We start from the raw sequence: 26479 nt of genomic DNA on the forward strand, positions 1-26479 counted from the left end.
GCACCCCGTACCCTCCGCACCAGCCCGCACCGCCGACCGGTTCCCCGTCCACCCGGAGCCGTTCATCGAAAGCCGTTCATCGAAAGCCGTTCATCCGGAACCATCCGCCCGACCGTGTCCGACCTCCGCCCGCCCGACCCGAGAGACCTGCCATGAACTGGGACGACGCCCCCGCCGATACGCCCGACCGGCTGGTCGGGTCGGCCGCCGACCGTGAGGACCAGGCGGTCGAGGCGGCGCTGCGGCCCAAGGAGCTGGACGAGTTCATCGGGCAGGAGCGGGTGCGCCAGCAGCTCGACCTGGTGCTCAAGGCCGCCCGCCAGCGGGGCGCCACCGCCGACCACGTCCTGCTCTCGGGGGCCCCCGGGCTCGGCAAGACCACCCTGTCGATGATCATCGCGGCCGAGATGTCCGCGCCGATCCGGATCACCTCGGGCCCGGCCATCCAGCACGCCGGCGACCTCGCCGCGATCCTCTCCTCGCTCACCGAGGGTGAGGTGCTCTTCCTCGACGAGATCCACCGGATGTCCCGGCCGGCCGAGGAGATGCTCTACATGGCGATGGAGGACTTCCGGGTCGACGTGATCGTCGGCAAGGGCCCGGGCGCGACCGCGATCCCGCTGGAGCTGCCGCCCTTCACCCTGGTCGGCGCCACCACCAGGGCCGGACTGCTGCCGCCGCCGCTGCGCGACCGGTTCGGTTTCACCGGTCACATGGAGTTCTACGCCCCCGCCGAGCTGGAGCGGGTGATCCACCGCTCGGCCGGGCTGCTGGACGTGAGGATCGACACCGACGGCGCCGCCGAGATCGCCGGCCGCTCCCGCGGCACCCCGCGGATCGCCAACCGGCTGCTGCGCCGGGTGCGGGACTACGCCCAGGTGCGGGCCGACGGCGCGGTCGACCGCGAGATCGCCGCCCAGGCCCTGGAGGTCTACGAAGTCGACGCCCGCGGCCTGGACCGGCTGGACCGGGCGGTCCTGCACGCGCTGCTGAAACTCTTCGGGGGCGGCCCGGTCGGCCTGTCCACGCTCGCCGTCGCGGTGGGGGAGGAGCGGGAGACCGTCGAGGAGGTCGCGGAGCCGTTCCTGGTGCGGGAAGGGCTGCTCGCAAGGACCCCCAGGGGCCGGGTGGCGACCCCCGCGGCCTGGTCCCACCTGGGCCTCGTACCGCCCCAGCAGGGCGGTGGGACGAGTCAGGGCGGAACCGGACAGACCGGCCTGTTCGGAACCTGACCTCGGTTAGACTCTTCCGATTAGGAACCCCCATGCAATGCTGGGCGTTGTTCCATCGGCGAGCCAGCGCTTAGACTCCGCCGACGCCCTTCCTCTGGATCGGCACCCACATCCCGAAATCCAGGCCATCCCCCACGTTGGCCGTGCGAAGGAATGTCCACACCGTGAGCATCGGAATTCTCCTCCCCCTGATCCTGATCGTCGGCGTCATGTTCATGATGACCCGGTCGCAGAAGACCAAGCAGCGCCAGGCGTTGGAGATGCGCAACAAGATGGAGCCCGGCACCGGCGTGCGCACCATCGGTGGCATGTACGCCGTGGTGAAGGAGGTGAACGACGAGACCGTCCTCCTGGAGATCACGGACGGTGTTCACGCCCACTTCACCAAGTCCGCCATCGGCACGGTGCTCTCCGAGGAGGAGTTCAACCGGATCGTGCACGGCATCGAGCCCGAGGAGCCCGCCGGGCTCGACGGGGAGGCCGAGGACGGCGCCGACGCGGTCGCGGGGGACGCCGCATCGGCCGATGGTGTGACGGACGCGGACAAGGCGGCCGACGGCGACGAGGAGCCCATCAGCCTCGACAAGTCCGACGCGGACGCGGAGCAGGACGGCTCCGCCGCCAAGGACGACGCCGCCAAGGAGCAGAACGGCTCCGCCTCCAAGTAAGCGTCCGGCTTCATCCACTCGTGGCCACCCCTGGGCACGCATGCCCGGGGGCGGTAGGACAGGGAGAGACAACAAGGTGGCAGCAGCCAAGAAGGGCCGCAGGTCCTCGGGGAGCCAGGGATACCCCGGGCGCGCTCTGGCCGTGATCCTCGTCGCTCTGGTGGCGCTGACCGGAGGGATCTTCCTCTCCGGCCACAAGACCCCGCGGCTCGGCATCGACCTCGCCGGCGGCGTGGAGATCACGCTGACCGCCAAGCCCGACCAGGGCAAGGCCGTCTCCAAGGCGAACATGAACACCGCGGTCAACATCATCAACAACCGCGTCAACGGCCTGGGCGTCTCCGAGGCGGAGGTGCAGACCCAGGGGAGCGACAACATCATCGTCGACATCCCCAAGAGCACCAACGCCGACCAGGCCGAGCAGCAGGTGGGCACCACCGCTCAGCTCTACTTCCGGCCGGTCCTCGCCGACGGCGCCGGCGCCCCCACGCCGACGACGACGCCGACTCCCTCCGGCAGCGCCACCCCGAAGTCGTCCGGCTCCGCCACCCCGAAGTCGAGCACGACGCCGTCGAGCTCGTCGAAGTCCACCGCGAGCCCGTCGTCCACCAGCAGCCAGGGCCGCGCGGTCACCGACGCCCTGAAGTCGAGCACGGACAAGGCCCCCACCCCGAAGCCGACCGCGACGACGCCGAGCACCGCCTCGCCGGACCCGACCGACACCAGCGGCGCGACCAGCGACCCGACGTCAGGCGTGCCGGCCGCTCTCCAGGCCAAGTACGCGGCCATCGACTGCACGAAGGCTGCCGAGCGGGCCAAGGCGGCCGAGGGCACCAAGGGCACCGACCCGGTCGTCGCCTGCGGCCAGGAGGGCAAGCAGTGGGTGAAGTACCTGCTCGGCCCCTCCGAGATCGACGGCAAGCACGTCACCAGCGCCAACGCCAACTTCGACACCCAGGGCGGCAACGGCTGGGTGGTGAACCTGAGCTTCGACAGCAAGGGCTCCTCGCAGTTCACCTCCGTCACCAAGACGCTGTCCGCGCAGCAGTCGCCGAACAACCAGTTCGCCATCGACCTCGACGGCAACGTGGTGTCGGCCCCCTCGGTCTCCACGACCCTGTCCGGCGGCACCGCCCAGATCTCCGGTGACTTCACCCAGCAGTCCGCCACCGACCTGGCGAACGTGCTGAAGTACGGCTCGCTGCCGCTGGCCTTCAACATCTCCGACAAGACCACCGTCTCGGCCGCGCTCGGCGGCGAGCAGCTGCACGGCGGCATGATCGCCGGTGCCGTCGGCCTCGCGCTCGTGGTGCTCTACCTGCTGGCGTACTACCGCGGCCTCAGCTTCGTCGCCGTGCTCAGCCTGCTGGTCTCCGCCGGGCTCACCTACACGATCATGTGCCTGCTGGGTGAGGCGGTCGGATTCGCGCTGAACCTGCCGGCGGTCTGCGGCGCCATCGTCGCCATCGGTATCACCGCGGACTCGTTCATCGTCTTCTTCGAGAGAATCCGGGACGAGCTACGCGACGGCAGGTCGCTGCAACCGGCGGTGGCCCGCGGCTGGCCGCGCGCCCGGCGCACCATCCTGGTGTCGGACTTCGTGTCCTTCCTCGCCGCGGCCGTGCTGTACGTCGTGTCGGTCGGCAAGGTCCGGGGCTTCGCGTTCACCCTCGGCCTGACCACCCTGCTCGACGTCGCCGTGGTGTTCCTGTTCACCAAGCCGCTGATGACGATCCTCGCCCGCAAGGCCTTCTACGCCAAGGGCCACAAGTGGTCCGGCCTCAACGCGGAGAGCCTGGGCGTCACTCCGCCGCTGCGCCGTATCCGCCGCCAGTCCTCCGAGACGAAGGAAGCCTGATGTCCAAGCTCGGCACCCTCGGTCACCGGTTGCACCGCGGTGAGGTCAGCTACGACTTCGTCGGCAAGCGGAAGATCTGGTACACGGTCTCCATCATCGTCACGATCGTCGCGATCGTCGGCCTGGTGGTGAACGGCCTGAAGGAGAGCATCGACTTCTCCGGCGGCGCGGTCTTCAACACCCCGAAGACGTCCATGTCCGTCTCCGACGTGCAGAGCAAGATCTCCGGGGACACCGACGGCCGCGACGCCACCGTGCAGAAGCTCGGCAACGGCAGCATGCGCATCCAGGTCGCCGGACTCTCCACGGACGAGTCGAAGAAGGTCCAGCAGGAGATCGCCAAGGACCTCGACCTCCCGTCGTCGAAGATCGACGCGGAGATCGTCGGCCCGAGCTGGGGCAAGGAGATCACCCACAAGGCAGTCGAAGGTCTGATCATCTTCCTGGTGCTGGTGGTCATCTATCTCGCCATCGCCTTCGAGTGGCGGATGGCCGTGGCCGCGCTCGTCGCCCTGCTGCACGACCTCACCATCACCGTCGGCGTCTACGCGATCGTCGGCTTCGAGGTCTCGCCCGGCACGGTGATCGGCCTGCTGACCATCCTCGGTTACTCGCTCTACGACACGGTCGTGGTGTTCGACGGGCTGAAGGAAGCCAGCAAGGACATCACCAAGAAGAACACCGCCACCTACAGCGAGGTCGCCAACCGCAGCCTCAACAGCACCCTGGTCCGGTCGATCAACACCACCGTGGTGGCGCTGCTGCCGGTCGCCGCGCTGCTGTTCATCGGTGGCGGCATCCTCGGCGCCGGCATGCTCAACGACATCGCGCTCGCGCTGTTCGTCGGCCTCACCGCCGGTGCGTACTCCTCGATCTTCATCGCCACCCCGATCGTGGCGGAGCTGAAGGAGCACGAGCCGCAGATGAAGTCGCTGCGTAAGCGGGTGCTTGCCAAGCGGGCCTCCGAGGCGGCGAAGGCGAAGGCCAGGCTCGCCGCCGGCGAGTCCCCGGCCGACCCCGACGACAGCGACGACCGGCCCGAGGACGACGAGGACGGCGCCGCACCCGCGGTCGTCGGCCCCGGCGCCCAGCGCACCGGCGGCAGCGACTCCGCCTCCCGCCCGACCCGCAACCAGCCCTCCAACCGGGGCACCCGCGGCCGCAACCGCCCCTCCGGCAAGCGCCGCTGATCCGCCGCCCGCCGCCGCCCGGAAGCACCTCACCGGGCGGCGGCGGGCGTTTTCACGTCCTCGTACCGCCCGGCGCCCGGACGGCGGGCCCGCGCGCTCCTCGTACCGGACCCCGTACCGAAAGAAGCACCATGACCACGACGGAAGCCGCCTCCTCCGAGCTGCGGGACCTGCTGCTGTCCCGGATTCGCGACGTGCCGGACTATCCGCAGCCCGGGGTGATGTTCAAGGACATCACGCCGCTGCTCGCCGACCCGGTGGCGTTCAACGCCCTCGTGGACGCGCTCGCCGGGCTGTGCAGCCGGCACGCGGCCACCAAGGTCGTCGGCCTGGAGGCCAGAGGCTTCATCCTGGCCGCGCCCGCCGCCGCCCGCGCCCGGCTCGGCTTCGTACCGGTCCGCAAGGCGGGCAAGCTGCCCGGCCCGACCCTCGCGCAGGGCTACGCGCTGGAGTACGGCACCGCCGAGATCGAGGTGCACGCCGACGCCTTCGGGCCCGGCGACCGGGTGATCGTGATCGACGACGTGCTCGCCACCGGTGGCACCGCCGAGGCCGCGCTCGACCTGATCGGCCGCACCGGCGCGAGCGTCGTCGGCCTGGCGGTGCTGCTGGAGCTGGCCGTGCTCGGTGGCCGGGAGCGGCTCGCCCCGGCCCTGAAGGGCGTGCCGCTCGACGCGCTCGTGGTGGTCTGAGCCCGTAACGGGGCCGCTGGGGCCGCTGGGGCGCCGAGCGGCGGGCCGGGCCACCCTGGCGGCCCCAGGGGGCGTACACCGGCGCGCAGCGGTGTACGCCCGCGCTCCGCGCGTTCCGGGGCCCGCGGAGGTCCGGCCGGGGCCGCCTTGCCCCTGGCGGGCCGCCCGCCGGGCGCCGCCGCTCGTTACCATGGGACTTCCACCGCGTGAGGAGTGCCGTTGCCAGACCAGGCCCAGCCGCTCAACGCCGCTGACGGGACCGCCCAGGGGACGGGTCCGGCCGACGGCGGGGAGGGCACGCCCGCGCCTGTCACGCCGGCGCCCGCGTCCTCGTCCGCCTCCTCGTCCGCGGGCACACCTCCGTCCGCGCCCCGGTCCGCGCCCGCGCCCGCCACGGCGGAGACGGCGCAGCCGGAGGGCGACGCGGAGCGTGACGGGGAGCGCGACGGCGCCACTCTCGCGCCCAAGCCCGCCCCGGCCGCCATCCGGCCGGTCCGCACCCCCGGCAGCGTCGCGCCGACCCGCCCCGGCCCGTCCTCCAGCCGGGTCCGCGCCCGGCTCGCCCGGCTCGGCGTGCAGCGCTCCAGCGCGTACAACCCGGTGCTCGAACCGCTGCTGCGGGTCGTGCGGGGCAACGACCCCAAGGGCGACAGCGCGCAGTTGCGGCAGATCGAGGCCGCCTACCAGGTCGCCGAGCGCTGGCACCGCGGCCAGAAGCGCAAGAGCGGCGACCCGTACATCACCCACCCGCTGGCGGTCACCACCATCCTCGCCGAGCTGGGCATGGACCCCGCCACCTTGATGGCCGGGCTGCTGCACGACACCGTCGAGGACACCGAGTACGGCCTGGAGCAGCTGCGCCGCGACTTCGGCGACCGGGTCGCCTTGCTCGTCGACGGCGTCACCAAGCTGGACAAGGTCAAGTTCGGCGAGGCCGCGCAGGCCGAGACAGTCCGCAAGATGGTCGTCGCGATGGCCAAGGACCCCCGGGTCCTGGTCATCAAGCTCGCCGACCGGCTGCACAACATGCGCACCATGCGCTACCTGAAGCGGGAGAAGCAGGAGAAGAAGGCCCGCGAGACGCTGGAGATCTACGCCCCGCTCGCCCACCGGCTGGGCATGAACACCATCAAGTGGGAGCTGGAGGACCTCGCCTTCGCGATCCTCTACCCGAAGATGTACGACGAGATCGTCCGCCTCGTCGCCGAGCGCGCCCCCAAGCGCGACGAGTACCTCGCCGTGGTCACCGACCAGGTCCAGCAGGACCTGCGCGCGGCCCGGATCAAGGCCACCGTCACCGGCCGCCCGAAGCACTACTACAGCGTCTACCAGAAGATGATCGTCCGCGGCCGGGACTTCGCGGAGATCTACGACCTGGTCGGCATCCGGGTGCTGGTCGACACCGTCCGGGACTGCTACGCGGCACTCGGCACCATTCACGCGCGATGGAACCCGGTCCCCGGCCGGTTCAAGGACTACATCGCGATGCCGAAGTTCAACATGTACCAGTCGCTGCACACCACCGTGATCGGCCCCAGCGGCAAGCCCGTCGAGCTGCAGATCCGCACCTTCGACATGCACCGCCGCGCCGAGTACGGCATCGCCGCGCACTGGAAGTACAAGCAGGAGGCGGTGGCCGGCGCCTCCAAGGTGCGTACCGACAGCCCGCGTTCGGACAAGAAGGACGACGCGGTCAACGACATGGCGTGGCTGCGCCAGTTGCTCGACTGGCAGAAGGAGACCGAGGACCCGGGCGAGTTCCTGGAGTCGCTGCGGTTCGACCTGTCGCAGAGCGAGGTCTTCGTCTTCACCCCCAAGGGTGACGTGATAGCGCTGCCGGCCGGCGCCACCCCGGTCGACTTCGCCTACGCGGTGCACACCGAGGTCGGCCACCGCACCATCGGTGCCCGCGTCAACGGGCGGCTGGTGCCGCTGGAGTCCACCCTCGACAACGGCGACACCGTGGAGGTGTTCACCTCCAAGGCGTCCGGCGCCGGGCCGTCCCAGGACTGGCTGGGCTTCGTCAAGTCGCCCCGGGCCCGCAACAAGATCCGCGCCTGGTTCTCCAAGGAGCGCCGCGAGGAGGCGGTCGAGCAGGGCAAGGAAGCCATCGCCCGCGCGATGCGCAAGCAGAACCTGCCGATCCAGCGGGTGCTCACCGGCGACTCGCTGGTCACCCTCGCCCACGAGATGCGCTACCCCGACATCTCCGCGCTGTACGCGGCGATCGGCGAGGGGCACATCACCGCGCAGTCCGTGGTGCAGAAGCTGGTCGACGCGCTCGGCGGGGAGGACGGCGCCACCGAGGACATCGCCGAGATCACCACGCCCACCCAGGGCCGTACCAAGCGGCGGAAGAACGCCGACCCGGGCGTCATCGTCAAGGGCGAGAGCGATGTGTGGGTGAAGCTCTCCCGCTGCTGCACCCCGGTGCCGGGCGATCCGATCATCGGCTTCGTCACCCGGGGCAACGGCGTCTCGGTGCACCGGGCCGACTGCGTCAACGTCGACTCGCTCTCCCAGCAGCCCGAGCGGATCATCGACGTCGAGTGGGCGCCCACCCAGTCCTCGGTCTTCCTGGTCGCCATCCAGGTCGAGGCGCTGGACCGGGCCCGGCTGCTCTCCGACGTCACACGCGTGCTGTCCGACCAGCACGTCAACATCCTGTCGGCGGCGGTGCAGACGTCGCGCGACCGGGTGGCGATCTCCCGGTTCACCTTCGAGATGGGCGACCCCAAGCACCTCGGCCACGTCCTGAAGGCCGTCCGCGGTGTCGAGGGCGTCTACGACGTCTACCGGGTGACCTCCGGCCGGCAGCGGTAGCCCCGCCCGGCGGCATAGGATCGTCCTCATCGTGGGCCATGTCGGGGACGGGGAGGCGGGGATGGCGACGGCAGGGGGTGGCGTACTCGGCGACCGCTACCGGTTACTCCGGCCGCTCGGGGCAGGCGGCACCAGCCGCGTCTACGAGGCGGAGGACCTGACGCTGGGCCGCCGGGTGGCGGTCAAGGTCCTCGCCGCCGGCGGACTGAGCGCCGATCCCGTCGTCTTCGAGCGCTTCCGGCGCGAGGCCGAGACGCTGGCCAGGATCAGCTCCGCCTCGGTGGTCCGGGTCCAGGACGCCGGCGCGGACTCCGGGGGCACCCCCTTCCTGGTGATGGAACTCCTCGACGGCGTCGAGCTGTTGACCCTCGTCGAGCGCGAGGGGGCGCTGCCCGTCGAGGTGGTGGAGACCGTCGCGGTGAGCATCTGCAGGGGCCTCGAAGCGGTCCACGAGGCAGGTGTGGTGCACCGCGACGTCAAACCGTCGAATGTGATGGTCACCCGGTCCGGCCGGGTCGTACTCCATGACTTCGGGCTGTCCCGGGTCCTCGACAACACCCCGCTCACCGGGGTCGGCGACGTCGTGGGCACCCCGCGGCACCTGCCGCCGGAGACCATGCGCGGCGCTTCGCCCCGGCCCACCGCCGACCTGTACGGGCTGGGCACCTGCATGTACACGATGCTCACCGGGCGGGAGCCGTTCACCGACGAGGAAGAGGTCGCGGGCATCGTCTTCCAGGTCGTGGACGTCGGGGTGCCGCGGCTCGCGGGCACTCCCGGCATACCCGAGCGACTGGCCGCGCTCGTGGACGCGCTGACCGAGCGGGACGCCGCCCGACGGCCCGCGAGCGCGGCGGAGGTGCTGGACGCGCTTCCGCTCGGCTCCGCACCGGAGACCACGCAGCTGGTACGGGACATGGTCGCCAGGTGCGTACGGGACCAGGCGGTGGCCAGCGTGCACCAGGTCGCGCCCACGCTCGTACCGGACGGGTTCACCGCGCCGGACGTGCCTGACGTTACTGAATCGCCGGCGGCGCCTGACGCGGTGGGAGCGCCTGACACGGCGTCAGCACCGGCCGAGAACCCCGAATATCTGGGTGGCTCGCAGGTCGTCTTCGCAGGGCCGCGGTCCACCGCCGAGCAGGAGGCCGCGCAGTGGCCCGCGACAGGAGCTTCCGATCGGCTCGCGCTCAGCGGCACCACCCAGCAGATGGTGATGAGCGGCATGACGGAGCCGAAGGCGACGTCCCGGCTGCGCGAGGCCGTCACCCTCGTGCACCGCGGCGACCTTCAGGAGGCGGTGCGCATTCTCGGCACGCTCGCCCGGGTCTGCCCGACCTCCCTCGGCCGCGACCACCCCACGACGCTGGCCGCCCAGTTCTGGCAGGCGATGTGCCTGTCCCGGCTGGGCGCGGGCGGAGAGGCCGTGGCGCTGTTCTCCGCGGTGAGCGAGCGATGCGAAGCGGAAAGGGGCACCGGACGTGGTTGAGATCGAGGTGAGGACGGCCGGCGACCCGGGGGACAGCGCGGAGGACGACCTGCGCTCCCTGCTGCGCTGGGTGCGCGCCGACGAGAACCTGGCGGGCCGCGCGGACGGCCGGGTCCACGACGGCAGGCCACCCCAACCCGGCACGATGGGCGGCGCCTTCGACATCCTGCAACTCTCCATCGGTTCCGGCCTGTCCGCCGGTGCCCTGCTGGTCTCCATCCTCCAGTGGCGCGACGCCCGGCGTCGGCCGCCGGCCATCACGCTGCGGCGCGGCGGCATGACGGTGGAGATTCCGGCGACGCCGGAGGTCGACGCGGCGACGCTCGCCCGCGCCGTCGAACTCCTGACCGCGGAGCGTCCCGACGGGGCGGAGGCACGAGGACCGGTCCCGGCGGATCAGATGGCGATCGCGGCCGCCGCCCCTCCACCACCCCCCATGCCCTCGACACCTCCGAGAATCCCCGCGCCTTCGCCCCCGTCCCCGCCGACTGCCGCGCCTGCGCCCGTACCCGTACCCGCGCCTGCGCCCGTACCCGCGCCTGCGCCTGCGCCCGCGTCTTCCCTTGCCGCGCACACCCCGGCGCCCCGCCCGGACGAGCACATCCCCGCCCGCCTCACGGAGGAGCCGGAAGGTGATGGAACGCCTTCCTGATCCGATGGCCTCGCGTGCCGTGCTCATCGGCACCGCCGCCTACCTCCAGTTGGAGCAGTTGCCCGCGGTCAACGCCAACCTGCGCGACCTCGCACAGGCACTGGGCGATCCGATGCTGTGGGGCCTGCCCGACCCGCACTGCCTGGTGGTCACCGACCCGCAGGACTCCTCGGCGCTGCTCGACCCGGTGCACCGCGCCGGGGACGAGGCCGCCGACACGCTGCTGGTGTACTACGCGGGCCACGGCCTGCGGGACGCGGAATCCGCGGACCTGTACCTCGCCCTGTCCGGGTCGCGGGCCAACACCGGCTACACCGCTGTCGCCTACCAGCATCTGCGCACGGCCGTACGCCAGTCCCGGGCCCGCCGCAAGATCATCGTCCTCGACTGCTGCTTCAGCGGCCGCGCCGCGCGGGCCCTGGACGGCGGCATCGCCGACGAGACCGCGGTGGACGGCGCCTACGTGCTCGCGGCCTCGCCCCGGGACCGGGTGGCGCTGGCGCCCGACGGCGAGAGGTACACCGCCTTCACCGGCGAACTCCTGGACATCATGCGCCTGGGCATCGACGACGGCCCCGAACTCATCGACCTGGAGACGATCTACCAGCTGCTGGACGTGCGGCTGCGGGCCAAGAACCGCCCGCGTCCGCAGCGCCACCAGGAGAACAACACCGGCCGCCTGCCGCTGGTCCGCAACCGCGCCGCCGCGACCGAACCCGTCCCCGCAGGACCGGTGCTGCGCGAGGAGGTGCGGGCGGCCATGCTCGCCGCCGGGCTCAACCTCGCCCGCCTGCTGCGGTCCGTGGGCCGCAGCAGGGACGCGCTGCCGGTGCTGCGGCTGGCGTTGCAGGAAGGCGCGCCCGGCACCGGGGCGAACAACTTCGCCGTCCAGCTCGAACTGGCGGAACTGCTCGCCGACACCGGACGGAGCCGGGAGGCCGTCGAGGTGCTGGAGCAGGCGTTCATGGAGACCCACAAGTCGTTCGGGCCCGAGGCGGTCCAGGTCTGCCGGCGCCTCGCCGACCTGCTCCAGGAGTCCGGCAACCACATCCAGGCATGCGAGGTGCTCAAGCACGCCCTGGACCTGACCGAACTCGGCCTCGGCGAACGCGGGCGGTAGCCCGCCGGCCGGCCGCGGTAGGCGGCAACGGGACCGCGCGGGCTGCCTGGCTGCGGATGCGCCCGGACCTCGCGGTTCGCGGACGGTCGCTCGCGCGGTTCCCCGCGCCCCTTGCTGCTTGCGGCTCACCCCTGTTGGGGGAGGAGCCGCACCAGCAGAGGCGCGGGGAACCGGCGGGCGGGGGTCAGCCCCCGAACGGGCGGGGTCAGCCCCCGAACTCGCCCATGCCCTTCAGGGCCGCGTCCAGGAGGGCCTGGCGGCCGTCGAGCTCGGCTTGGAGCTTGTCGGCCTTCGCGGAGTTCCCCGCGGCGCGCGCCGTGTCGATCTGGCCGCGCAACTTCTCCACTGCGGCCTGGAGTTGGCCGGTCAGGCCGGCGGCACGAGCCCGGACCTCCGGGTTGGTGCGCCGCCACTCGGCTTCCTCCGAGTCCTGCAGCGCCCGCTCCACGGTGTGCATGCGCCCCTCGATCCGCGGCCGGGCGTCGCGCGGCACATGGCCGATCGCCTCCCACCGCTCGTTGATCGAACGGAACGCCGCCCGCGCGGACTTGAGATCGGTCACCGGCAGCAGCTTCTCCGCCTCGGTGACCAACTCCTCCTTGCGGGCGAGGTTGTCCCGCTGCTCGCTGTCCCGCTCGGCGAACACCTCGGAACGGGCGGCGAAGAAGACGTCCTGCGCACCGCGGAACCGGTTCCACAGGTCGTCCTCGGCCTCGCGCTGGGCGCGGCCGGCCGCCTTCCACTCCGTCATCAACTCGCGGTAGCGGGCCGCGGTGGGCCCCCAGTCCGTCGAACCGGACAGCGACTGCGCCTCGGTGACCAGCTTCTCCTTGGTCCGCCGGGCCTCCTCACGCTGCGCGTCCAGCGACGCGAAGTGCGCCTTGCGCCGCTTGGAGAAGACCGAACGGGCGTGGCTGAAGCGGTGCCACAACTCGTCGTCGGCCTTGCGGTCCAGTCGGGGCAGGCCCTTCCAGGTGTCCACCAGGGCCCGCAGCCGCTCACCCGCGGTGCGCCACTGCTCGCTCTCGGCCAACTCCTCGGCCTCGGCGACCAGTTTCTCCTTGGCGGTCTTCGCCTCCTCGCTCTGCTTCGCCCGGACCGCCCTGCGCTCCTCGCGCCGGGTGTCCACCAGCGCCACCAGCGCGTCCAGCCGGGTGCCCAGCGCCGCCAGGTCGCCGACCGCATGCGCCTCGGTCACCGCGGTACGCAGGTGCTCGATCGCGGCCAGCGCCTCCTTGGGCGCCAGATCGGTGGTCCGCACCCGCCGTTCGAGGAGGCCGATCTCCACGACGAGCCCCTCGTACTTGCGCTCGTAGTAGGCGAGCGCCTCGTCAGGGGAGCCCGCCTGCCACGAACCGACCTCCTTCTCACCGTCGGCCGTACGCACGTACACGGTCCCCGTCTCATCGACGCGGCCCCACGGGTCGCTGCTCACAGCGCCTCCCTCATGTGATGCCCACTTACGTCACCGCCGGCGGGCATCGTCCACAGTGTCTCTCCGGCCGGGCCGCACGCCCTGACCGGTCCCAACGCCAACATAGGCGACCAGCGCCCCGGCTGTCCGCATCCGATGCGCGCCCAATCGCGAATTCGGATACCGATCAGGACTCGGTCCGATCATGGTCAGGTAGCGGTCGCGGCCCGGCCGGGGGTCAGGACTTCTCCACCGTCGCCTTGTTGATCACCACGGTCGCGTTCGGCGCGCCGTCGCCCTGGCCGGTGCTCTCGCCGTCGGCGGCGATCTTGTCGAGCACCTTCAGGCCGGCCTTGGAGATCGTGCCGAACGGGGTGTACTGCGGGGGCAGCGGGCTGTCCTTGTAGACCAGGAAGAACTGGCTGCCGCCGGTGTGCGCCTGGCCGGTGTTGGCCATCGCGACGGTGCCCGCCGGGTAGGTGACCGAACCAGAGCTCGCGTCGGCCTTGCCGAACGCCTTCAGGTTCTCGTCGGGGATGGTGTACCCCGGACCGCCGGAGCCCTGGCCGGTCGGGTCGCCGCACTGGAGGACGTAGATCCCGGTGGTGGTCAGCCGGTGGCAGACGGTGTGGTCGAAGAAGCCCTGGTCGGCCAGGAACTTGAACGAGTTGACGGTGTGCGGGGCCTTGGCCGTCTCCAGCGCCATCGAGATGTCGCCGCAGGTGGTCTGGAGGTCGAAGGTGTAGGCGGCGGACTTGTCGATGGACATCGCCGGCTCCTTCTTCCACTGCTTGGTGCCGGGCTTGCCCGCCGCGGCCTTCTTGCAGGGGTCCGGTCCCTTGGGCGCCGCGGAGGTGGTCGGCGCCGCGGACGGGGTCGGGCTGGTCGCGGCCGCGTCGTCCTTCTTCTTGCTGCTGCCGTCGAACGCGCCTGCCGCGTAAGCCCCGCCGAGCGAGGCGACCACCACGGCGACCACCACGGCGATCACCGAGTTGCGCACCCGCGTCTTGCGCTGTGCGCTCACCCGGCGCTGCTGCTGGCGCGCGAACTTGTCCCGGGCGAGCTGCCGCCGCCGCTGATCTCTGGTGGTCACTTCGCCGTCTCCGTCGTCTGAGTGTCGGTTGTCCGCCAGGTGCCGCGCACCGACGCTTTGCGTTGTATGTTTCCTGTGCGCCGGCTGTATCCGAGGAGACACAGCCGGTGCCGAAGCTGCCGTATGCGAATGTACGTGCCGCAGATCTTCGCGTCACGCCACACCTGCCGTCCAGTCCGCGCACCGCCCGACAACTGGTTCGCAGCCGCGCCCCGCTCGCCGGTAGGCTCAAGGCAGCCGACCGCGGACGACAGAAGGACGAACGTGCTCATTGCCGGGTTCCCCGCCGGGGCGTGGGGCACGAACTGCTACGTGGTCGCGCCCGCCGCCGGCGAAGAGTGCGTGATCATCGACCCGGGCGTCGACGCGACCCAGGGTGTCGAGGACGTCCTCGCCAAGCACCGGCTCAAGCCCGTGGCCGTCATCCTCAGCCACGGCCACGTCGACCACGTCGCCTCGGTGCTGCCGGTCTGCGGCGCGCACGACGTGCCCGCCTGGCTGCACCCCGCCGACCGCTACATGCTCAGCGAACCGGAGAAGGCGATCGGCATGGCCGTCGGCGCCCCGCTGTTCGCGGATCTGACCGTCGGCGAGCCCGACGACCTCAGGGAACTGACCGACGGCGAGACCCTCGCCCTGGCCGGTCTGGAGTTCGGCGTCGCGCACGCGCCCGGCCATACCAAGGGGTCGGTGACCTACCGGCTGCCCCCGACCACCGACATCCCGTCGGTGTTCTTCTCGGGCGACCTGTTGTTCGCCGGCTCCGTCGGACGCACCGACCTGCCCGGTGGCGACACCGCCGAGCTCTACGAGTCGCTGGCCCGCGTGTGCCTGCCGCTCGACGACTCGACGGTGGTGCTCTCCGGGCACGGCCCCCAGACGACCATCGGCCGCGAACGCGCCACCAACCCCTATCTGGGCAAGGTGGCCGGCGGCCACGGAACCGGCGACGACCCGGCTCCACGACGAGGATTGTGACTGTCACTGCCGTGAGCACGTTCCAGGCCCCCAAGGGCACGTACGACCTTCTGCCGCCCGACTCCGCGGCGTTCCTCGCGGTGCGCGAGGCGATCGCCGCCCCGGCCCGCCGGGCCGGCTACGGATACGTCGAGACCCCCGGCTTCGAGCACGTCGAGCTGTTCGCCCGCGGTGTCGGCGAGTCCACCGACATCGTCACCAAGGAGATGTACGCCTTCTCCACCAAGGGCGGCACCGAACTCGCGCTGCGCCCCGAAGGCACCGCGTCGGTGCTGCGCGCCGCCCTCCAGGCCAACCTGCACAAGGCCGGCAACCTGCCGGTGAAGCTCTGGTACTCCGGCTCCTACTACCGCTACGAGCGCCCGCAGGCAGGCCGGTACCGGCACTTCTCGCAGGTCGGCGCCGAGGCGATCGGCGCCGAGGACCCGGCGCTGGACGCCGAGTTGATCATCCTGGCGGTCGACGCGTACCGCTCGCTCGGCCTGCGCGACTTCCGGCTGCTGCTCAACTCGCTCGGCGACAAGGAGTGCCGCCCGGCCTACCGGGCCGCCCTCCAGGAGTTCCTGCGCGGCCTCGACCTCGACGACGACACCCGCAAGCGGATCGAGATCAACCCGCTGCGGGTGCTGGACGACAAGCGGGAGGCCGTGCAGCGTCAACTCGCCGGCGCGCCGCTCATCATTGATCACCTGTGCGAGGCGTGCAAGGAGTACCACGAGCAGGTCCGCGACCTGCTGACCGCGGCCGGCGTCACGTACGAGGACGACCCGCGCCTGGTCAGGGGCCTGGACTACTACACCCGCACCACCTTCGAGTTCGTCCACGACGCCCTCGGCTCGCAGTCCGCGGTCGGCGGCGGCGGGCGGTACGACGGCCTGTCCGAGATGATCGGCGGCCCGTCGCTGCCGTCGGTCGGCTGGGCGCTGGGCGTGGACCGCACCGTGCTCGCGCTCAAGGCCGAGGGAGTGGAACTCGCGCTGCCCGCGGCCACCGACGTGTACGCGGTGCCGCTCGGCGAGCAGGCCAGGCGCGCGCTGTTCGCGCTGGTCACGGAGTTGCGGCGGGCCGGGATCGCGGCGGACTTCGCGTTCGGCGGCAAGGGCATCAAGAACGCGATGAAGTCCGCGGACCGCTCCGGCGCCCGCCTCGCGATCGTCGCGGGGGAGCGGGACCTGGCCGAGGGCGTGGTCCAGCTCAAGGACCTCGCCAGCGGCGAGCAGGGCCCGGTCACGCTCGCCGAGGTGGCGGAAACCGTCAAGGAACGGCTGGTTTAAACCGCTCGTCCGTGTACCAGGGCGGCAGACCTTACGCCGTTCTCACCGCCCTGGTGCACAATGTTTGGTGCCCGCCCCACGGACCTGAGAGATCGGCGATCATGACGACTTCCGCGTTGGACGAGACGCGAACGGACGGCGACCGCGAACCGCAGGAACCGGGCGGGATCGCGCCGACGAAGGCATTCACCTGGCTGCTGCTGATCTCCGGTGTGCTGGGCCTGGTCGCGTCCTTCGTCATCACCAACGACAAGTTCGTCCTGCTGCAGAACACCGTCGAGGGCAAGCCCACACACTTCTCGTGCAGCCTGAACCCGGTCATCGCGTGCGGCAGCGTGATGGAGAGCAAGCAGGCGCACGCCTTCGGCTTCCAGAACCCGATCATCGGCCTGGTCGCGTACGGCGTGGTGATCTGCGTCGCCATGGGTGTGCTCGCCGGCGGCCGCGGCTACAAGCCGTGGTTCTGGTACGGCCTGCAGGCCGGCGGCCTGTTCGGCGTCTGCTTCATCAGCTGGCTCCAGTACCAGACGATCTACAACATCCACGCGGTCTGCCTGTGGTGCTGCCTCGCCTGGGTCGTCACCATCCTGATCTTCTGGTACACGGCCGTGCACAACATCAGGCACGGTCTGATCAAGGTGCCGGGCAAGGTCCGCTCGGCCGTGCTGGAGTTCCACTGGGTGGTGCCGGTGGTCTGGTACGCGGTGATCGGCCTGCTGATCCTGACCCACTTCTGGTACTACTGGAAGACCGTCATCTGACCGCCTGACCTGCGACGACGGCGGGATGCCCGCCCCCGCGAAGGTGCTTCGGCGGCGCGCGGTCGGGGAGTGTCACAGGGGTGGCATACGCTGCACGGGTGGAGCCAGATCTGTTCAGTGCGGCGGCCGAGGAACGGCGGGAGCGGGACCCGGGCAGCAGCCCGCTCGCGGTGCGGATGCGCCCGCGCACCTTGGAGGAGGTGGTGGGCCAGCAGCACCTGCTGCGCCCGGGCTCACCACTGCGGCGGTTGGTCGGTGACGACGGCACCGGACCCGCGGGTGCCTCCTCGGTGATCCTGTGGGGCCCGCCCGGCACCGGAAAGACCACGCTCGCGTACGTGGTCAGCAAGGCCACCAACAAGCGGTTCGTGGAACTCTCGGCGATCACCGCGGGCGTGAAGGAGGTCCGCGCGGTCATCGAGAGCGCCAAGCGCCAAGCCGGTGGGTACAACCGCGAGACCGTACTGTTCCTCGACGAGATCCACCGCTTCAGCAAGGCCCAGCAGGACTCGCTGCTGCCCGCCGTGGAGAACCGCTGGGTCACCCTGATCGCGGCCACCACGGAGAACCCGTACTTCTCGGTGATCTCGCCGCTGCTGTCCCGCTCCCTGCTGCTGACCCTCGAATCCCTCACCGACGACGACATCCGCGGGGTGCTGCGCCGCGCGCTCACCGAGGAGCGGGGGCTCGACGGCGCGGTCACCCTCCCGCAGGACGCCGAGGAGCACCTGCTGCGGATCGCCGGCGGTGACGCCCGGCGCGCGCTGACCGCCCTGGAGGCCGGCGCGGGCGCCGCCCTCGCCAAGGGCGAGGACACCCTCACCCTCGCCACCGTCGAGGAGGCCGTCGACCGCGCCGCGGTGGCCTACGACCGCGACGGCGACCAGCACTACGACGTGGCGAGCGCCCTGATCAAGTCGATCCGCGGCTCCGACGTGGACGCGGCGCTGCACTACCTGGCACGGATGATCGTGGCCGGGGAGGACCCCCGTTTCATCGCCCGCCGGCTGATGATCTCGGCGAGCGAGGACATCGGACTGGCCGATCCGACCGCCCTGCCCACGGCGGTCGCCGCGGCGCAGGCGGTCGCGATGATCGGGTTCCCCGAGGCGTCGCTCATCCTCAGCCACGCCACGATCGCGCTCGCCCTCGCGCCGAAGTCCAACGCGGCGACCACCGCGATCGGGGCGGCGCTGGAGGATGTCCGGGCGGGCAAGGCCGGCCCGGTGCCCACGCATCTGCGGGACGGGCACTACAAGGGCGCGGCCAAGCTCGGCCACGCCCAGGGCTACGTCTACCCGCACGACGTACCCGGAGCGATCGCGGCGCAGCAGTACCTGCCGGACGAGATCGCCGACCGCCGCTACTACGAACCGACCCGCTACGGCGCAGAAGCCCGCGTCGCCGACGTCCTCGACCGCGTCCGTGAACGCCTCTCCGGCGGCAACTGACCCTCCGGGGCGGTCGGTCCGCGAGGTCCCGAAACCACGCGGACGGGGCACCCCGGTGGGGTCGGGGCCACCCCCGGTAGGTCAGGCCCGGGCCGACGCGAAGAGGTGCCGCAGGGCGCGGCGAGCGGCGGCCGGCCCGTCCACCGGGCTCGGAAAATCGAAGCGAGCGTCGTACGTACCGGCGGACCCGGTGAAGCGGACCCGGAGGCCGAACCGGTCGAGCGCCAGGGGCACCGCGCCGGCGGTGCCGCCCGCACAGGGCTCGCCGACGAGCCCGCACAGCAGCGCGACCTCCTCGGGGTGGGCGGCCGCGAGGTGCTGGAGGACATCGGTCTCGAAGGGCGCGAGCGGATCGGGCCCGGCGGCGGCGAACTCGTCCGGCTCGACGAGAGCCGCACCCCACAGGTCGTCCACGGAGATCTCCCCGGGTTCCAGGCGCAGCAGCTCCGCGTCGGACTCGAAGCCGCCGCCCGGCACGTGGGTGAGCCACCCGGCGACCCAGGCGCGGCCGCGGATGCGGTGCGGGACGGCGACGGGCGCCACGTCGGTGACTTCCAGCACAGCCGGCACCTCGTCGTCGGTGGCGTGCCGGACCGCCCGCACCGCGGGGTGGTCGCGGGGGAAGAGCAGGAAGACGTCGCCCTCGGGCCCCACGGAGCGGCGCAGCGGCACCATCGGCTCGTCCGGTACCGGGCGCAGCGCGGGAATGGTCAGTGCGAGGGACGGGTTACCCTCGACGAGAGTGCGCGCGCGTTCGGCGGCCGAGGGCTGCCGGGGCGCCTCTTCCACTTCGGGACGCGGCTGACCGTTCTCCTGCTGTCGCGACGGCAGTTCGGGTGCGGGGTTCCCGGGTCGAATCATGCGTACTCCTCAGCTAAGGTAAGCCTTACCTAATCTACACGGAGGTTCGACGCACGTGAATCAGTCGCGTCCCAAGGTCAAGAAGTCCCGGGCGCTTGGCATCGCGCTCACCCCGAAGGCCGTCAAGTACTTCGAGGCCCGCCCCTACCCGCCGGGCGAGCACGGCCGTGGTCGCAAGCAGAACAGCGACTACAAGACCCGTCTGCTGGAGAAGCAGCGGCTGCGCGCGCAGTACGACATCAGCGAGCGGCAGATGCAGCGCGCGTACGACCGCGCGAAGAAGGTCGAGGGCAAGACCGGCGAGGCGCTGATCGTGGAGCTGGAGCGGCGCCTGGACGCGCTGGTGCTCCGCTCCGGGCTGGCCCGCACGATCTACCAGTCCCGGCAGATGGTCGTGCACGGCCACATCGAGGTCAACGGGCGCAAGGTCGACAAGCCGTCGTTCCGGGTCAGCCCCGAGGACGTCGTGCAGGTGCGCGAGCGGTCCCGGGAGAAGACCCCGTTCCTGGTCGCGCGCGAGGGTGGCTGGGCGCCCGACGGAGAGACGCCCCGCTACCTCCAGGTGAACCTCCAGGCGCTGGCGTTCCGGCTGGACCGTGACCCCAACCGCCGTGAGATCCCGGTCATCTGCGACGAGCAGCTCGTCGTGGAGTACTACGCCCGCTGACCGCCTGCGGCGCTTCTCGGTAATGGGTTGCCGTTGCGCTTGTGGCTGCGCCGCCGTGGAGGGGCTCGCCTTTTCGGAAGTGCGCCGCTGGGGTGCGGGTGTGGTGCCGGGTGACCGGTGGTGGGTGGCTTGTCGCGCAGTTCCCCGCGCCCCTTCGGGGGCGCGGTTGCGTTGGTGGGCGCCGCGTTCCTTCGGGGTGCGTCGTGGGGGTGCGGTTGCGTTGCCGGGTGCGGTTCCGTGGGTGGTTTGTCGCGCAGTTGCCCGCGTCCCTTCGGGGGCGCGGGTGGGTTGGTGGGTGTCGCGTTTGTCAGGGGTTGCGGTGGGCGGCGGGGAGGGGGCGGCCCTTGGAGGGGGGTTGGCGGGGGAGTGCCAGGACGCGGAGAACCGCTTCGTCGAAGGAGAGACGGCTGCCCTCGTGGAGGGCGGCGGTGTAGGCGCGGTCGGAGAGGCGTTCGCGGAGGCGGCGCTCGCAGATGGCGTGGGGCGCGTTGAAGTGGCGGGAGCCGAAGAGCCGTAGGCCGACGGAGTCCCACAGCCGGCCGGCCGCGCCCTGGATCACGGCGGCTTCGTGGGGCGTCCCCTCGTCCTCGGTGACCAGCGCCAGCAGTTCCAGCGCGAGGACGGCGCCCACCAGGTCGTGGAAGGCGTGGTTGATGGCGAGCGACTCCTCCGCGAGCCGCCGCGCCCGGCCCGGCTCGCCCGCCAGCCAGGCCGCGTATCCGAGGACGTACAAGGCGTATGCGAGCGTCCAGCGTTCGCCGTGGTCGCCGCAGATGTCCCGGACCTCTTCGGCGAGCCGGACCGCCTGGGGCACGTCGCCCTGGAAGGCCACCGCCATCGCCAGCTCCACCTGGCCCATGAGCACGTTGCTGTTCAGCTCGCCGATCTGCCGGTAGCGGCGGAGCGCGTCGCCGATGAACCGCTCGGCGACCGGCATGTCGTCCGAGACCAGCGCCAGGCAGCCGAGCCGGTGCACGGCGTACGCGGCCGCGGTGGCGTTCCCGCTCTCGTCGGCCTCGGCGCGGCACTCCTGGAGTACGGACAGCGCCGCGGTCGAGTCGCCCTGCAGGAGCGCGACGTACCCGGCCACCCACATCGCCTTCGCCCGGGCGTCGCTGGGTTCGGCCGACGCCTCCAGCGCGCGGTCCAGCCAGTGCCGGCCCTCGGCCAGCCGCCCGCAGCCGACCCAGCAGAACCACAGGGTGCCCGCGAGGTACTGGCCGACGACCGGGTCCTCGGCGGGTCCGTCGAGGCTGAAGTCGAGTGCCAGTCGCAGGTTGGGCAGGGCGTCGGACACCCGTGCGGCGACCTCCTCCTGCCGCGGGCTGAACCAGTCCAGCTCGCACCAGGTGGCGAGGCCCAGGTACCAGTCCCGGTGCCGGCGCCGCATCCGCTGCTCGTCGCCGAGCGCGGCGAGCCAGGAGGCGCCGTACTCCCGCACGCTCTCCAGCATCCGGTAGCGGGTGCCGTCGGACGGGTCGTCCGCCTCGCGGCTGACCACCGACTGCGCCACCAGCCCGGCCAGGGTCTCCGCGATGTCGGCCTCGGGCAGGTCGGTGCCCGCGCAGACGTACTCCACCGCGTCCAGGTCGAACCGGCCGGCGAAGACCGACAGCCGTGCCCACAGCAGGCGTTCGGCGGGCGTGCACAGTTCGTGGCTCCAGCCGATCGCGGTGCGCAGCGCCCGGTGCCGGGCGGGCGCGGTCGGATCGCCGCCGGTCAGCAGCCGGAAACGGTCGTCCAACCGGTGCAGGACGTCGGCCACCGACAGCGCGCGCAGCCGCACCGCCGCGAGTTCCAGGGCGAGCGGCAGGCCGTCCAGCCGCGTGCACAGCTCGGTCACGGCCGCGCTGTCCGCCTCGGTCACGGCGAAGCCCGGCACGACCTCGGCGGCGCGCTCGGTGAACAGCCGCACCCCGTCGCCCGGCACCGGCAGCGGCGCCAGCGGCAGCAGCCGCTCCCCGGTGATACCCAGGGGGCGGCGGCCCGCGGCGAGCACCCGCAGTCCCGGTGCCCGGCGCAGCAACTCGGCCATCAGCGCGGCGCACTCGGTACGGACCCGGTCGAAGCCGTCCACCACGAGCAGGAGTTCGCGGTCCGCGACGTACTCCGCGAGGGCCGTGCGCGGGCCGCGCGTGGTGTGGTCCGGTACCCGCAGCGCGTCGGCGACCGTGTGGTCGAGGAGTTCGGCGTCCCGCAGCGCCGACAGGTCCACCGCGCGCACGCCATCGGGGAAACGGTTCTGTACGGCGCCTGCGGCGCGCAGGGCAAGACGGGTCTTGCCGACGCCACCGGTGCCGGTCACCGTGGTCAGCCGGCTGATCGCCAACAGTTCGGCCAGGTCAGCGAGTTCGCTGTCGCGGCCGACGAATCCGGTGAGTTCGGCCGGCAGACATTCCGCGGAAGACATGGTCTACGGAGCGTACGTGCTCGCTAGCGCAACGTACAACCCGCCCGGTGTCCTTCCCGGCAGGAGCCGCACCAACCAGGGGCGCGTGAGGACACCACCCGGGTGGAGCTCAGGGGGAGATCGGGGGAGAACGGCGCCATCAACCCCCCGCCGGCGGGTGGTCCCTGAACCGACAGCACGGGGCGGCCTGGAGGGTCCTGTCCCCGCGACGCGATAGGCTCGCAACAACAGTGGTGAGGGTCGGAAAAGGGAGTGCGGCAGCGTGTCCGGTGGAGAGGTGGCGGGCCTCATCGTCGCCGTGTTCTGGGCGATCCTCGTGTCGTTCCTGGCCGTCGCGCTGGCCCGGCTGGCACAGACGCTGCGGCGCACCACGGAACTCGTCGCGGGCATCACCGAGCAGGCCGTTCCGCTGCTCGGCGAGGCGTCCGACGCGCTGCGCAGCGCGAACGCGCAACTCGACCGGGTCGACACCATCACCTCCGACGTCGCCGAGGTGACCGCGAACGCGTCGGCGCTGTCGTCCACCGTCGCCTCGACGTTCGGCGGCCCGCTGGTGAAGGTCGCCGCGTTCGGATACGGCGTGCGGCGCGCGGTCGGCATGCAGTCCGGCGACGCCGGCAAGGCCCGGGCCCGTACCCTCACCGGCAGGGTGCTGCCCGCCGCGCGCCGGGAACGCCGCGACCGCCGCGACCGCCGTAATAAGGACTGAGGCCATGTTCCGCCGTCTGTTCTGGTTCGTGACCGGCGCTGCCACCGGTGCGTGGGCCACCGTCAAGGTGGGCCGCGCGGTGCGCCGTCTCAACCCCGACAGCCTCGCCGTGACCGCCGCCGACCGCGCCCTGGAGACCGGCGCGCGGCTGCGGCTGTTCGCCCAGGACGTACGGGTCGGCATGGCCCAGCGCGAGACCGAACTGCACGACGCCCTGGGCCTGCGTACCCAGGGCGCACCCGAGTCACCCCAGCCGCTGCCCGCCCCGCGGGCCACCCTGCCCGGGAGCACCGCGGGCAGCGGCACCCCCGCCCTGCCCACGAAGGCCAGGCGCGGGGATCGCAAGCACAAGAACCGGAAGGACGAACACTGATGGAGTCGGCAGAAATCCGCCGCCGCTGGCTGCGCTTCTTCGAGGAGCGCGGGCACACCGTGGTGCCGTCGGCCTCCCTCATCGCGGACGACCCGACGCTGCTGCTCGTCCCGGCCGGCATGGTCCCGTTCAAGCCGTATTTCCTCGGCGAGGTCAAGCCGCCCTTCGACCGCGCCACCAGCGTCCAGAAGTGCGTGCGCACCCCGGACATCGAAGAGGTCGGCCGGACCACCCGGCACGGCACGTTCTTCCAGATGTGCGGCAACTTCTCCTTCGGCGACTACTTCAAGGAAGGCGCCATCACCTACGCCTGGGAGCTGCTGACCAGCTCGCAGGCCGACGGCGGCTACGGCCTGGAGCCGGAGAAGCTGTGGATCACCGTCTACGAGAAGGACGACGAGGCCGAGCGGATCTGGCGCGACGTCGTCGGCGTCCCCGCCGAGCGCATCCAGCGCCTCGGCATGGGCCCCAACTTCTGGTCCATGGGCGTCCCCGGCCCCTGCGGCCCCTGCTCCGAGATCAACTACGACCGCGGCCCCGAGTTCGGTGAAGAGGGCGGCCCCGCGGTCAACGACGAGCGGTACGTGGAGATCTGGAACCTGGTCTTCATGCAGTACGAACGCGGCCCCGGCCAGGGGAAGGACGGCTTCCAGATCCTCGGCGACCTGCCCGCCCAGAACATCGACACCGGCCTCGGCCTCGAACGCCTCGCGATGATCCTGCAGGGCGTGCAGAACATGTACGAGACCGACACCCTGCGCGTCGTCATCGACACGGCCACCGCTCTCACCGGCGTCCACTACGGCCGCGCCAACGACTCCGACGTCTCGCTGCGGGTCGTCGCCGACCACATGCGCACCGCCGTCATGCTCATCGGTGACGGCGTCACGCCCGGCAACGAGGGCCGCGGCTACGTCCTGCGCCGGATCATGCGCCGCGCGATCCGCAACATGCGGATGCTGGGCGCGGACCGCCCGGTCGTCGCCGAGCTCGTGGATGTCGTCATCGGCACCATGGGCGAGCAGTACCCGGAACTGATCACCGACCGCAAGCGGATCGAGTCCGTCGCGCTCGCCGAGGAGTCCCGCTTCCTCAAGACCCTCTCGGCCGGCACCAACATCCTCGACTCCGCGGTCACCGAGACCAAGGCCCAGGGCGGCCGGGTGCTCCCCGGCGAGCAGGCGTTCCTGCTCCACGACACCTGGGGCTTCCCGATCGACCTCACCCTGGAGATGGCCTCCGAACAGGGGCTGAGCGTCGACGAGGACGGCTTCCGGCGGCTCATGAAGGAGCAGCGCGACCGGGCGAAGGCGGACGCGCAGAAGAAGAAGACCGGCCATGCCGACCTGTCGGCCTACCGCGAGGTCGCCGACCGCTCCGGCGCCACCGAGTTCACCGGGTACCTCCACGACCAGGGCGAGGCCACCGTCGTCGGCCTGCTCGTCGACGGCCTGCCCTCGCCGGCCGCCACCGAGGGCGACGAGGTCGAGATCGTCCTCGACCGCACCCCCTTCTACGCCGAAGGCGGCGGCCAGCTCGCCGACACCGGCCGCATCCGGCTGGACAGCGGCGCCGTCGTGGAGATCCGCGACGTGCAGCGCCCGGTGCCCGGCGTCAGCGTGCACAAGGGCGTCGTCCAGGTCGGCGAGGTCACCCTCGGCGCGGCCGCGCACGCCCGGATCGACCTGACCCGGCGCCGCGCCATCGCCCGCGCGCACAGCGCCACCCACCTCACCCACCAGGCGCTGCGCGACGCGCTGGGCCCCACGGCGGCCCAGGCCGGCTCGGAGAACTCGCCCGGGCGCTTCCGCTTCGACTTCGGCTCCCCGGCCGCGGTGCCCGGCACCGTGCTGACCGACGTCGAGCAGAAGATCAACGAGGTGCTGGCCCGCGAACTCGACGTCACCGCCGAGGTGATGCCGATCGCGGAGGCCAAACGGCAGGGCGCCATCGCGGAGTTCGGCGAGAAGTACGGCGAGCACGTCCGGGTGGTCACCATCGGCGACTTCTCCAAGGAGCTGTGCGGCGGCACCCACGTGCACAACACCGCCCAACTCGGCCTGGTGAAGCTGCTCGGCGAGTCCTCGATCGGGTCCGGCGTGCGCCGGGTGGAGGCGCTGGTCGGCGTCGACGCGTACAACTTCCTGGCCCGCGAGCACACCGTGGTCGCCCAGCTCACCGACCTGGTGAAGGGTCGTCCCGAGGAGCTGCCGGACAAGATCTCCGGGATGCTCGCCAAGCTCAAGGACGCCGAGAAGGAGATCGAGCGGTTCCGCGCCGAGAAGGTGCTCCAGGCCGCCGCCGGGCTCGCCGAGTCCGCGGAGGACGTCAAGGGCGTCGCCCTGGTCACCGGCGCGGTGCCCGAGGGCACCGGCGCGGACGACCTGCGCAAGCTCGTGCTCGACGTGCGGCAGCGGATCAGCGGCGGCCGGCCCGCCGTCGTCGCGCTGTTCACCGTGGCGAACGGCCGTCCGCTGACCGTCATCGCGACCAACGAGGCGGGGCGCGAGCGCGGCCTCAAGGCCGGCGAACTCGTCCGCACCGCGGCGAAGACGCTCGGTGGTGGCGGCGGCGGCAAGGACGACGTCGCCCAGGGCGGCGGGCAGAACCCCGCGGCCGTGCCCGACGCGATCGAGGCAGTGCGGCGGCTCGTCGGCGAGAAGGCGTGACATGACCGAGCGGCGGCGGGGCGCGGAGCGCGGTCGTGAGCGGCCGCGGGCCCGGCGTTCCGCCGCGGGCCGCGGCGGGGAGCGGGGTGCGCCCG

21 protein-coding genes are annotated in these 26479 nt (G+C 71.8%); 17 read left to right on the forward strand and 4 right to left on the reverse strand.

Annotation, left to right across the window (positions count from 1 at the left end):
• Positions 1–152: 152 nt before the first annotated feature.
• The 9 genes from ruvB (at position 153) to OG896_RS34220 (ending at position 11724) form a co-directional block, all read left to right on the forward strand.
• Positions 153–1232, forward strand: a complete 1080-nt coding sequence (ruvB, locus tag OG896_RS34180) for a Holliday junction branch migration DNA helicase RuvB (RefSeq protein ID WP_328461557.1) — start codon at positions 153–155, stop codon at positions 1230–1232.
• Between the two features lie 164 nt (positions 1233–1396).
• Complete coding sequence (gene yajC, locus OG896_RS34185) at positions 1397–1900, forward strand: preprotein translocase subunit YajC (protein WP_329371570.1); 504 nt, start codon at positions 1397–1399, stop codon at positions 1898–1900.
• A 76-nt stretch (positions 1901–1976) separates the two neighbouring features.
• Positions 1977–3758, forward strand: a complete 1782-nt coding sequence (secD, locus tag OG896_RS34190; protein ID WP_329371572.1) for a protein translocase subunit SecD — start codon at positions 1977–1979, stop codon at positions 3756–3758.
• Positions 3758–4948, forward strand: coding sequence for a protein translocase subunit SecF (secF, locus tag OG896_RS34195; RefSeq protein WP_329371574.1), 1191 nt, complete (start codon positions 3758–3760; stop codon positions 4946–4948). The genes secD and secF overlap by 1 nt, the downstream gene beginning before the upstream one ends.
• A gap of 131 nt (positions 4949–5079) precedes the next feature.
• Positions 5080–5640, forward strand: a complete 561-nt coding sequence (locus OG896_RS34200) for an adenine phosphoribosyltransferase (RefSeq protein WP_329371576.1) — start codon at positions 5080–5082, stop codon at positions 5638–5640.
• A 483-nt stretch (positions 5641–6123) separates the two neighbouring features.
• Positions 6124–8463, forward strand: a complete 2340-nt coding sequence (locus OG896_RS34205; RefSeq protein ID WP_328473857.1) for a RelA/SpoT family protein — start codon at positions 6124–6126, stop codon at positions 8461–8463.
• A 61-nt stretch (positions 8464–8524) separates the two neighbouring features.
• Positions 8525–9952 (forward strand): serine/threonine-protein kinase, encoded by a 1428-nt coding sequence (locus OG896_RS34210; RefSeq protein WP_329371578.1) that lies wholly within the window; start codon positions 8525–8527, stop codon positions 9950–9952.
• Positions 9945–10604, forward strand: coding sequence for an effector-associated constant component EACC1 (locus OG896_RS34215; protein ID WP_329371580.1), 660 nt, complete (start codon positions 9945–9947; stop codon positions 10602–10604). The genes OG896_RS34210 and OG896_RS34215 overlap by 8 nt, the downstream gene beginning before the upstream one ends.
• Complete coding sequence (locus OG896_RS34220) at positions 10588–11724, forward strand: caspase family protein (protein WP_329371582.1); 1137 nt, start codon at positions 10588–10590, stop codon at positions 11722–11724. Before OG896_RS34215 ends, OG896_RS34220 begins: the two co-directional genes overlap by 17 nt.
• A gap of 205 nt (positions 11725–11929) precedes the next feature.
• Here the strand turns inward: OG896_RS34220 and OG896_RS34225 are convergent, their stop codons facing one another.
• Positions 11930–13159, reverse strand: coding sequence for a DUF349 domain-containing protein (locus OG896_RS34225; RefSeq protein WP_329371584.1), 1230 nt, complete (start codon positions 13157–13159; stop codon positions 11930–11932).
• A 217-nt stretch (positions 13160–13376) separates the two neighbouring features.
• Positions 13377–14231 (reverse strand): peptidylprolyl isomerase, encoded by an 855-nt coding sequence (locus OG896_RS34230; protein ID WP_329371586.1) that lies wholly within the window; start codon positions 14229–14231, stop codon positions 13377–13379.
• Positions 14232–14495: 264 nt separating this feature from the next.
• Here OG896_RS34230 and OG896_RS34235 point away from each other — a divergent pair, with 264 nt between their 5' ends.
• The 4 genes from OG896_RS34235 to OG896_RS34250 all read left to right on the forward strand — a co-directional run bounded on the left by OG896_RS34235 (position 14496) and on the right by OG896_RS34250 (position 18695).
• Positions 14496–15209 (forward strand): MBL fold metallo-hydrolase, encoded by a 714-nt coding sequence (locus OG896_RS34235; protein WP_328461537.1) that lies wholly within the window; start codon positions 14496–14498, stop codon positions 15207–15209.
• Positions 15210–15220: 11 nt separating this feature from the next.
• Positions 15221–16483, forward strand: coding sequence for a histidine--tRNA ligase (hisS, locus tag OG896_RS34240; RefSeq protein ID WP_329371588.1), 1263 nt, complete (start codon positions 15221–15223; stop codon positions 16481–16483).
• Positions 16484–16584: 101 nt separating this feature from the next.
• Complete coding sequence (locus tag OG896_RS34245) at positions 16585–17244, forward strand: vitamin K epoxide reductase family protein (RefSeq protein ID WP_329371590.1); 660 nt, start codon at positions 16585–16587, stop codon at positions 17242–17244.
• A 98-nt stretch (positions 17245–17342) separates the two neighbouring features.
• Positions 17343–18695: a replication-associated recombination protein A gene (locus OG896_RS34250; protein WP_329371593.1), complete on the forward strand. Its 1353-nt coding sequence runs from the start codon at positions 17343–17345 to the stop codon at positions 18693–18695.
• Positions 18696–18776: 81 nt separating this feature from the next.
• Here the strand turns inward: OG896_RS34250 and OG896_RS34255 are convergent, their stop codons facing one another.
• The gene (locus tag OG896_RS34255) at positions 18777–19556 is read right to left on the reverse strand and encodes a DUF2470 domain-containing protein (protein ID WP_329371595.1); all 780 of its coding nucleotides are present in this window, start codon (positions 19554–19556) and stop codon (positions 18777–18779) included.
• A 55-nt stretch (positions 19557–19611) separates the two neighbouring features.
• Here OG896_RS34255 and rpsD point away from each other — a divergent pair, with 55 nt between their 5' ends.
• The gene (rpsD, locus tag OG896_RS34260; RefSeq protein ID WP_328461527.1) at positions 19612–20223 is read left to right on the forward strand and encodes a 30S ribosomal protein S4; all 612 of its coding nucleotides are present in this window, start codon (positions 19612–19614) and stop codon (positions 20221–20223) included.
• A 307-nt stretch (positions 20224–20530) separates the two neighbouring features.
• Here the strand turns inward: rpsD and OG896_RS34265 are convergent, their stop codons facing one another.
• Positions 20531–22633 (reverse strand): ATP-binding protein, encoded by a 2103-nt coding sequence (locus OG896_RS34265; RefSeq protein WP_329371597.1) that lies wholly within the window; start codon positions 22631–22633, stop codon positions 20531–20533.
• Positions 22634–22895: 262 nt separating this feature from the next.
• Here OG896_RS34265 and OG896_RS34270 point away from each other — a divergent pair, with 262 nt between their 5' ends.
• From OG896_RS34270 to alaS, 3 genes are read left to right on the forward strand one after another with little or no spacing between them, the layout of a single operon-like run.
• On the forward strand, positions 22896–23342 hold the full coding sequence (locus OG896_RS34270) for a DUF948 domain-containing protein (RefSeq protein ID WP_329371599.1): 447 nt from the start codon (positions 22896–22898) through the stop codon (positions 23340–23342).
• A 4-nt stretch (positions 23343–23346) separates the two neighbouring features.
• On the forward strand, positions 23347–23715 hold the full coding sequence (locus OG896_RS34275; protein ID WP_328461522.1) for a DUF6167 family protein: 369 nt from the start codon (positions 23347–23349) through the stop codon (positions 23713–23715).
• Positions 23715–26384 carry an alanine--tRNA ligase gene (gene alaS, locus OG896_RS34280; protein WP_329371602.1) on the forward strand — a complete coding sequence of 890 codons (2670 nt, stop codon included), beginning with the start codon at positions 23715–23717 and terminating at the stop codon, positions 26382–26384. Before OG896_RS34275 ends, alaS begins: the two co-directional genes overlap by 1 nt.
• Positions 26385–26479: the final 95 nt, after the last annotated feature.

Origin of the sequence: Streptomyces sp. NBC_00669, from assembly GCF_036226785.1 — a bacterium.
Taxonomy (GTDB): Bacteria; Actinomycetota; Actinomycetes; order Streptomycetales; family Streptomycetaceae; genus Actinacidiphila.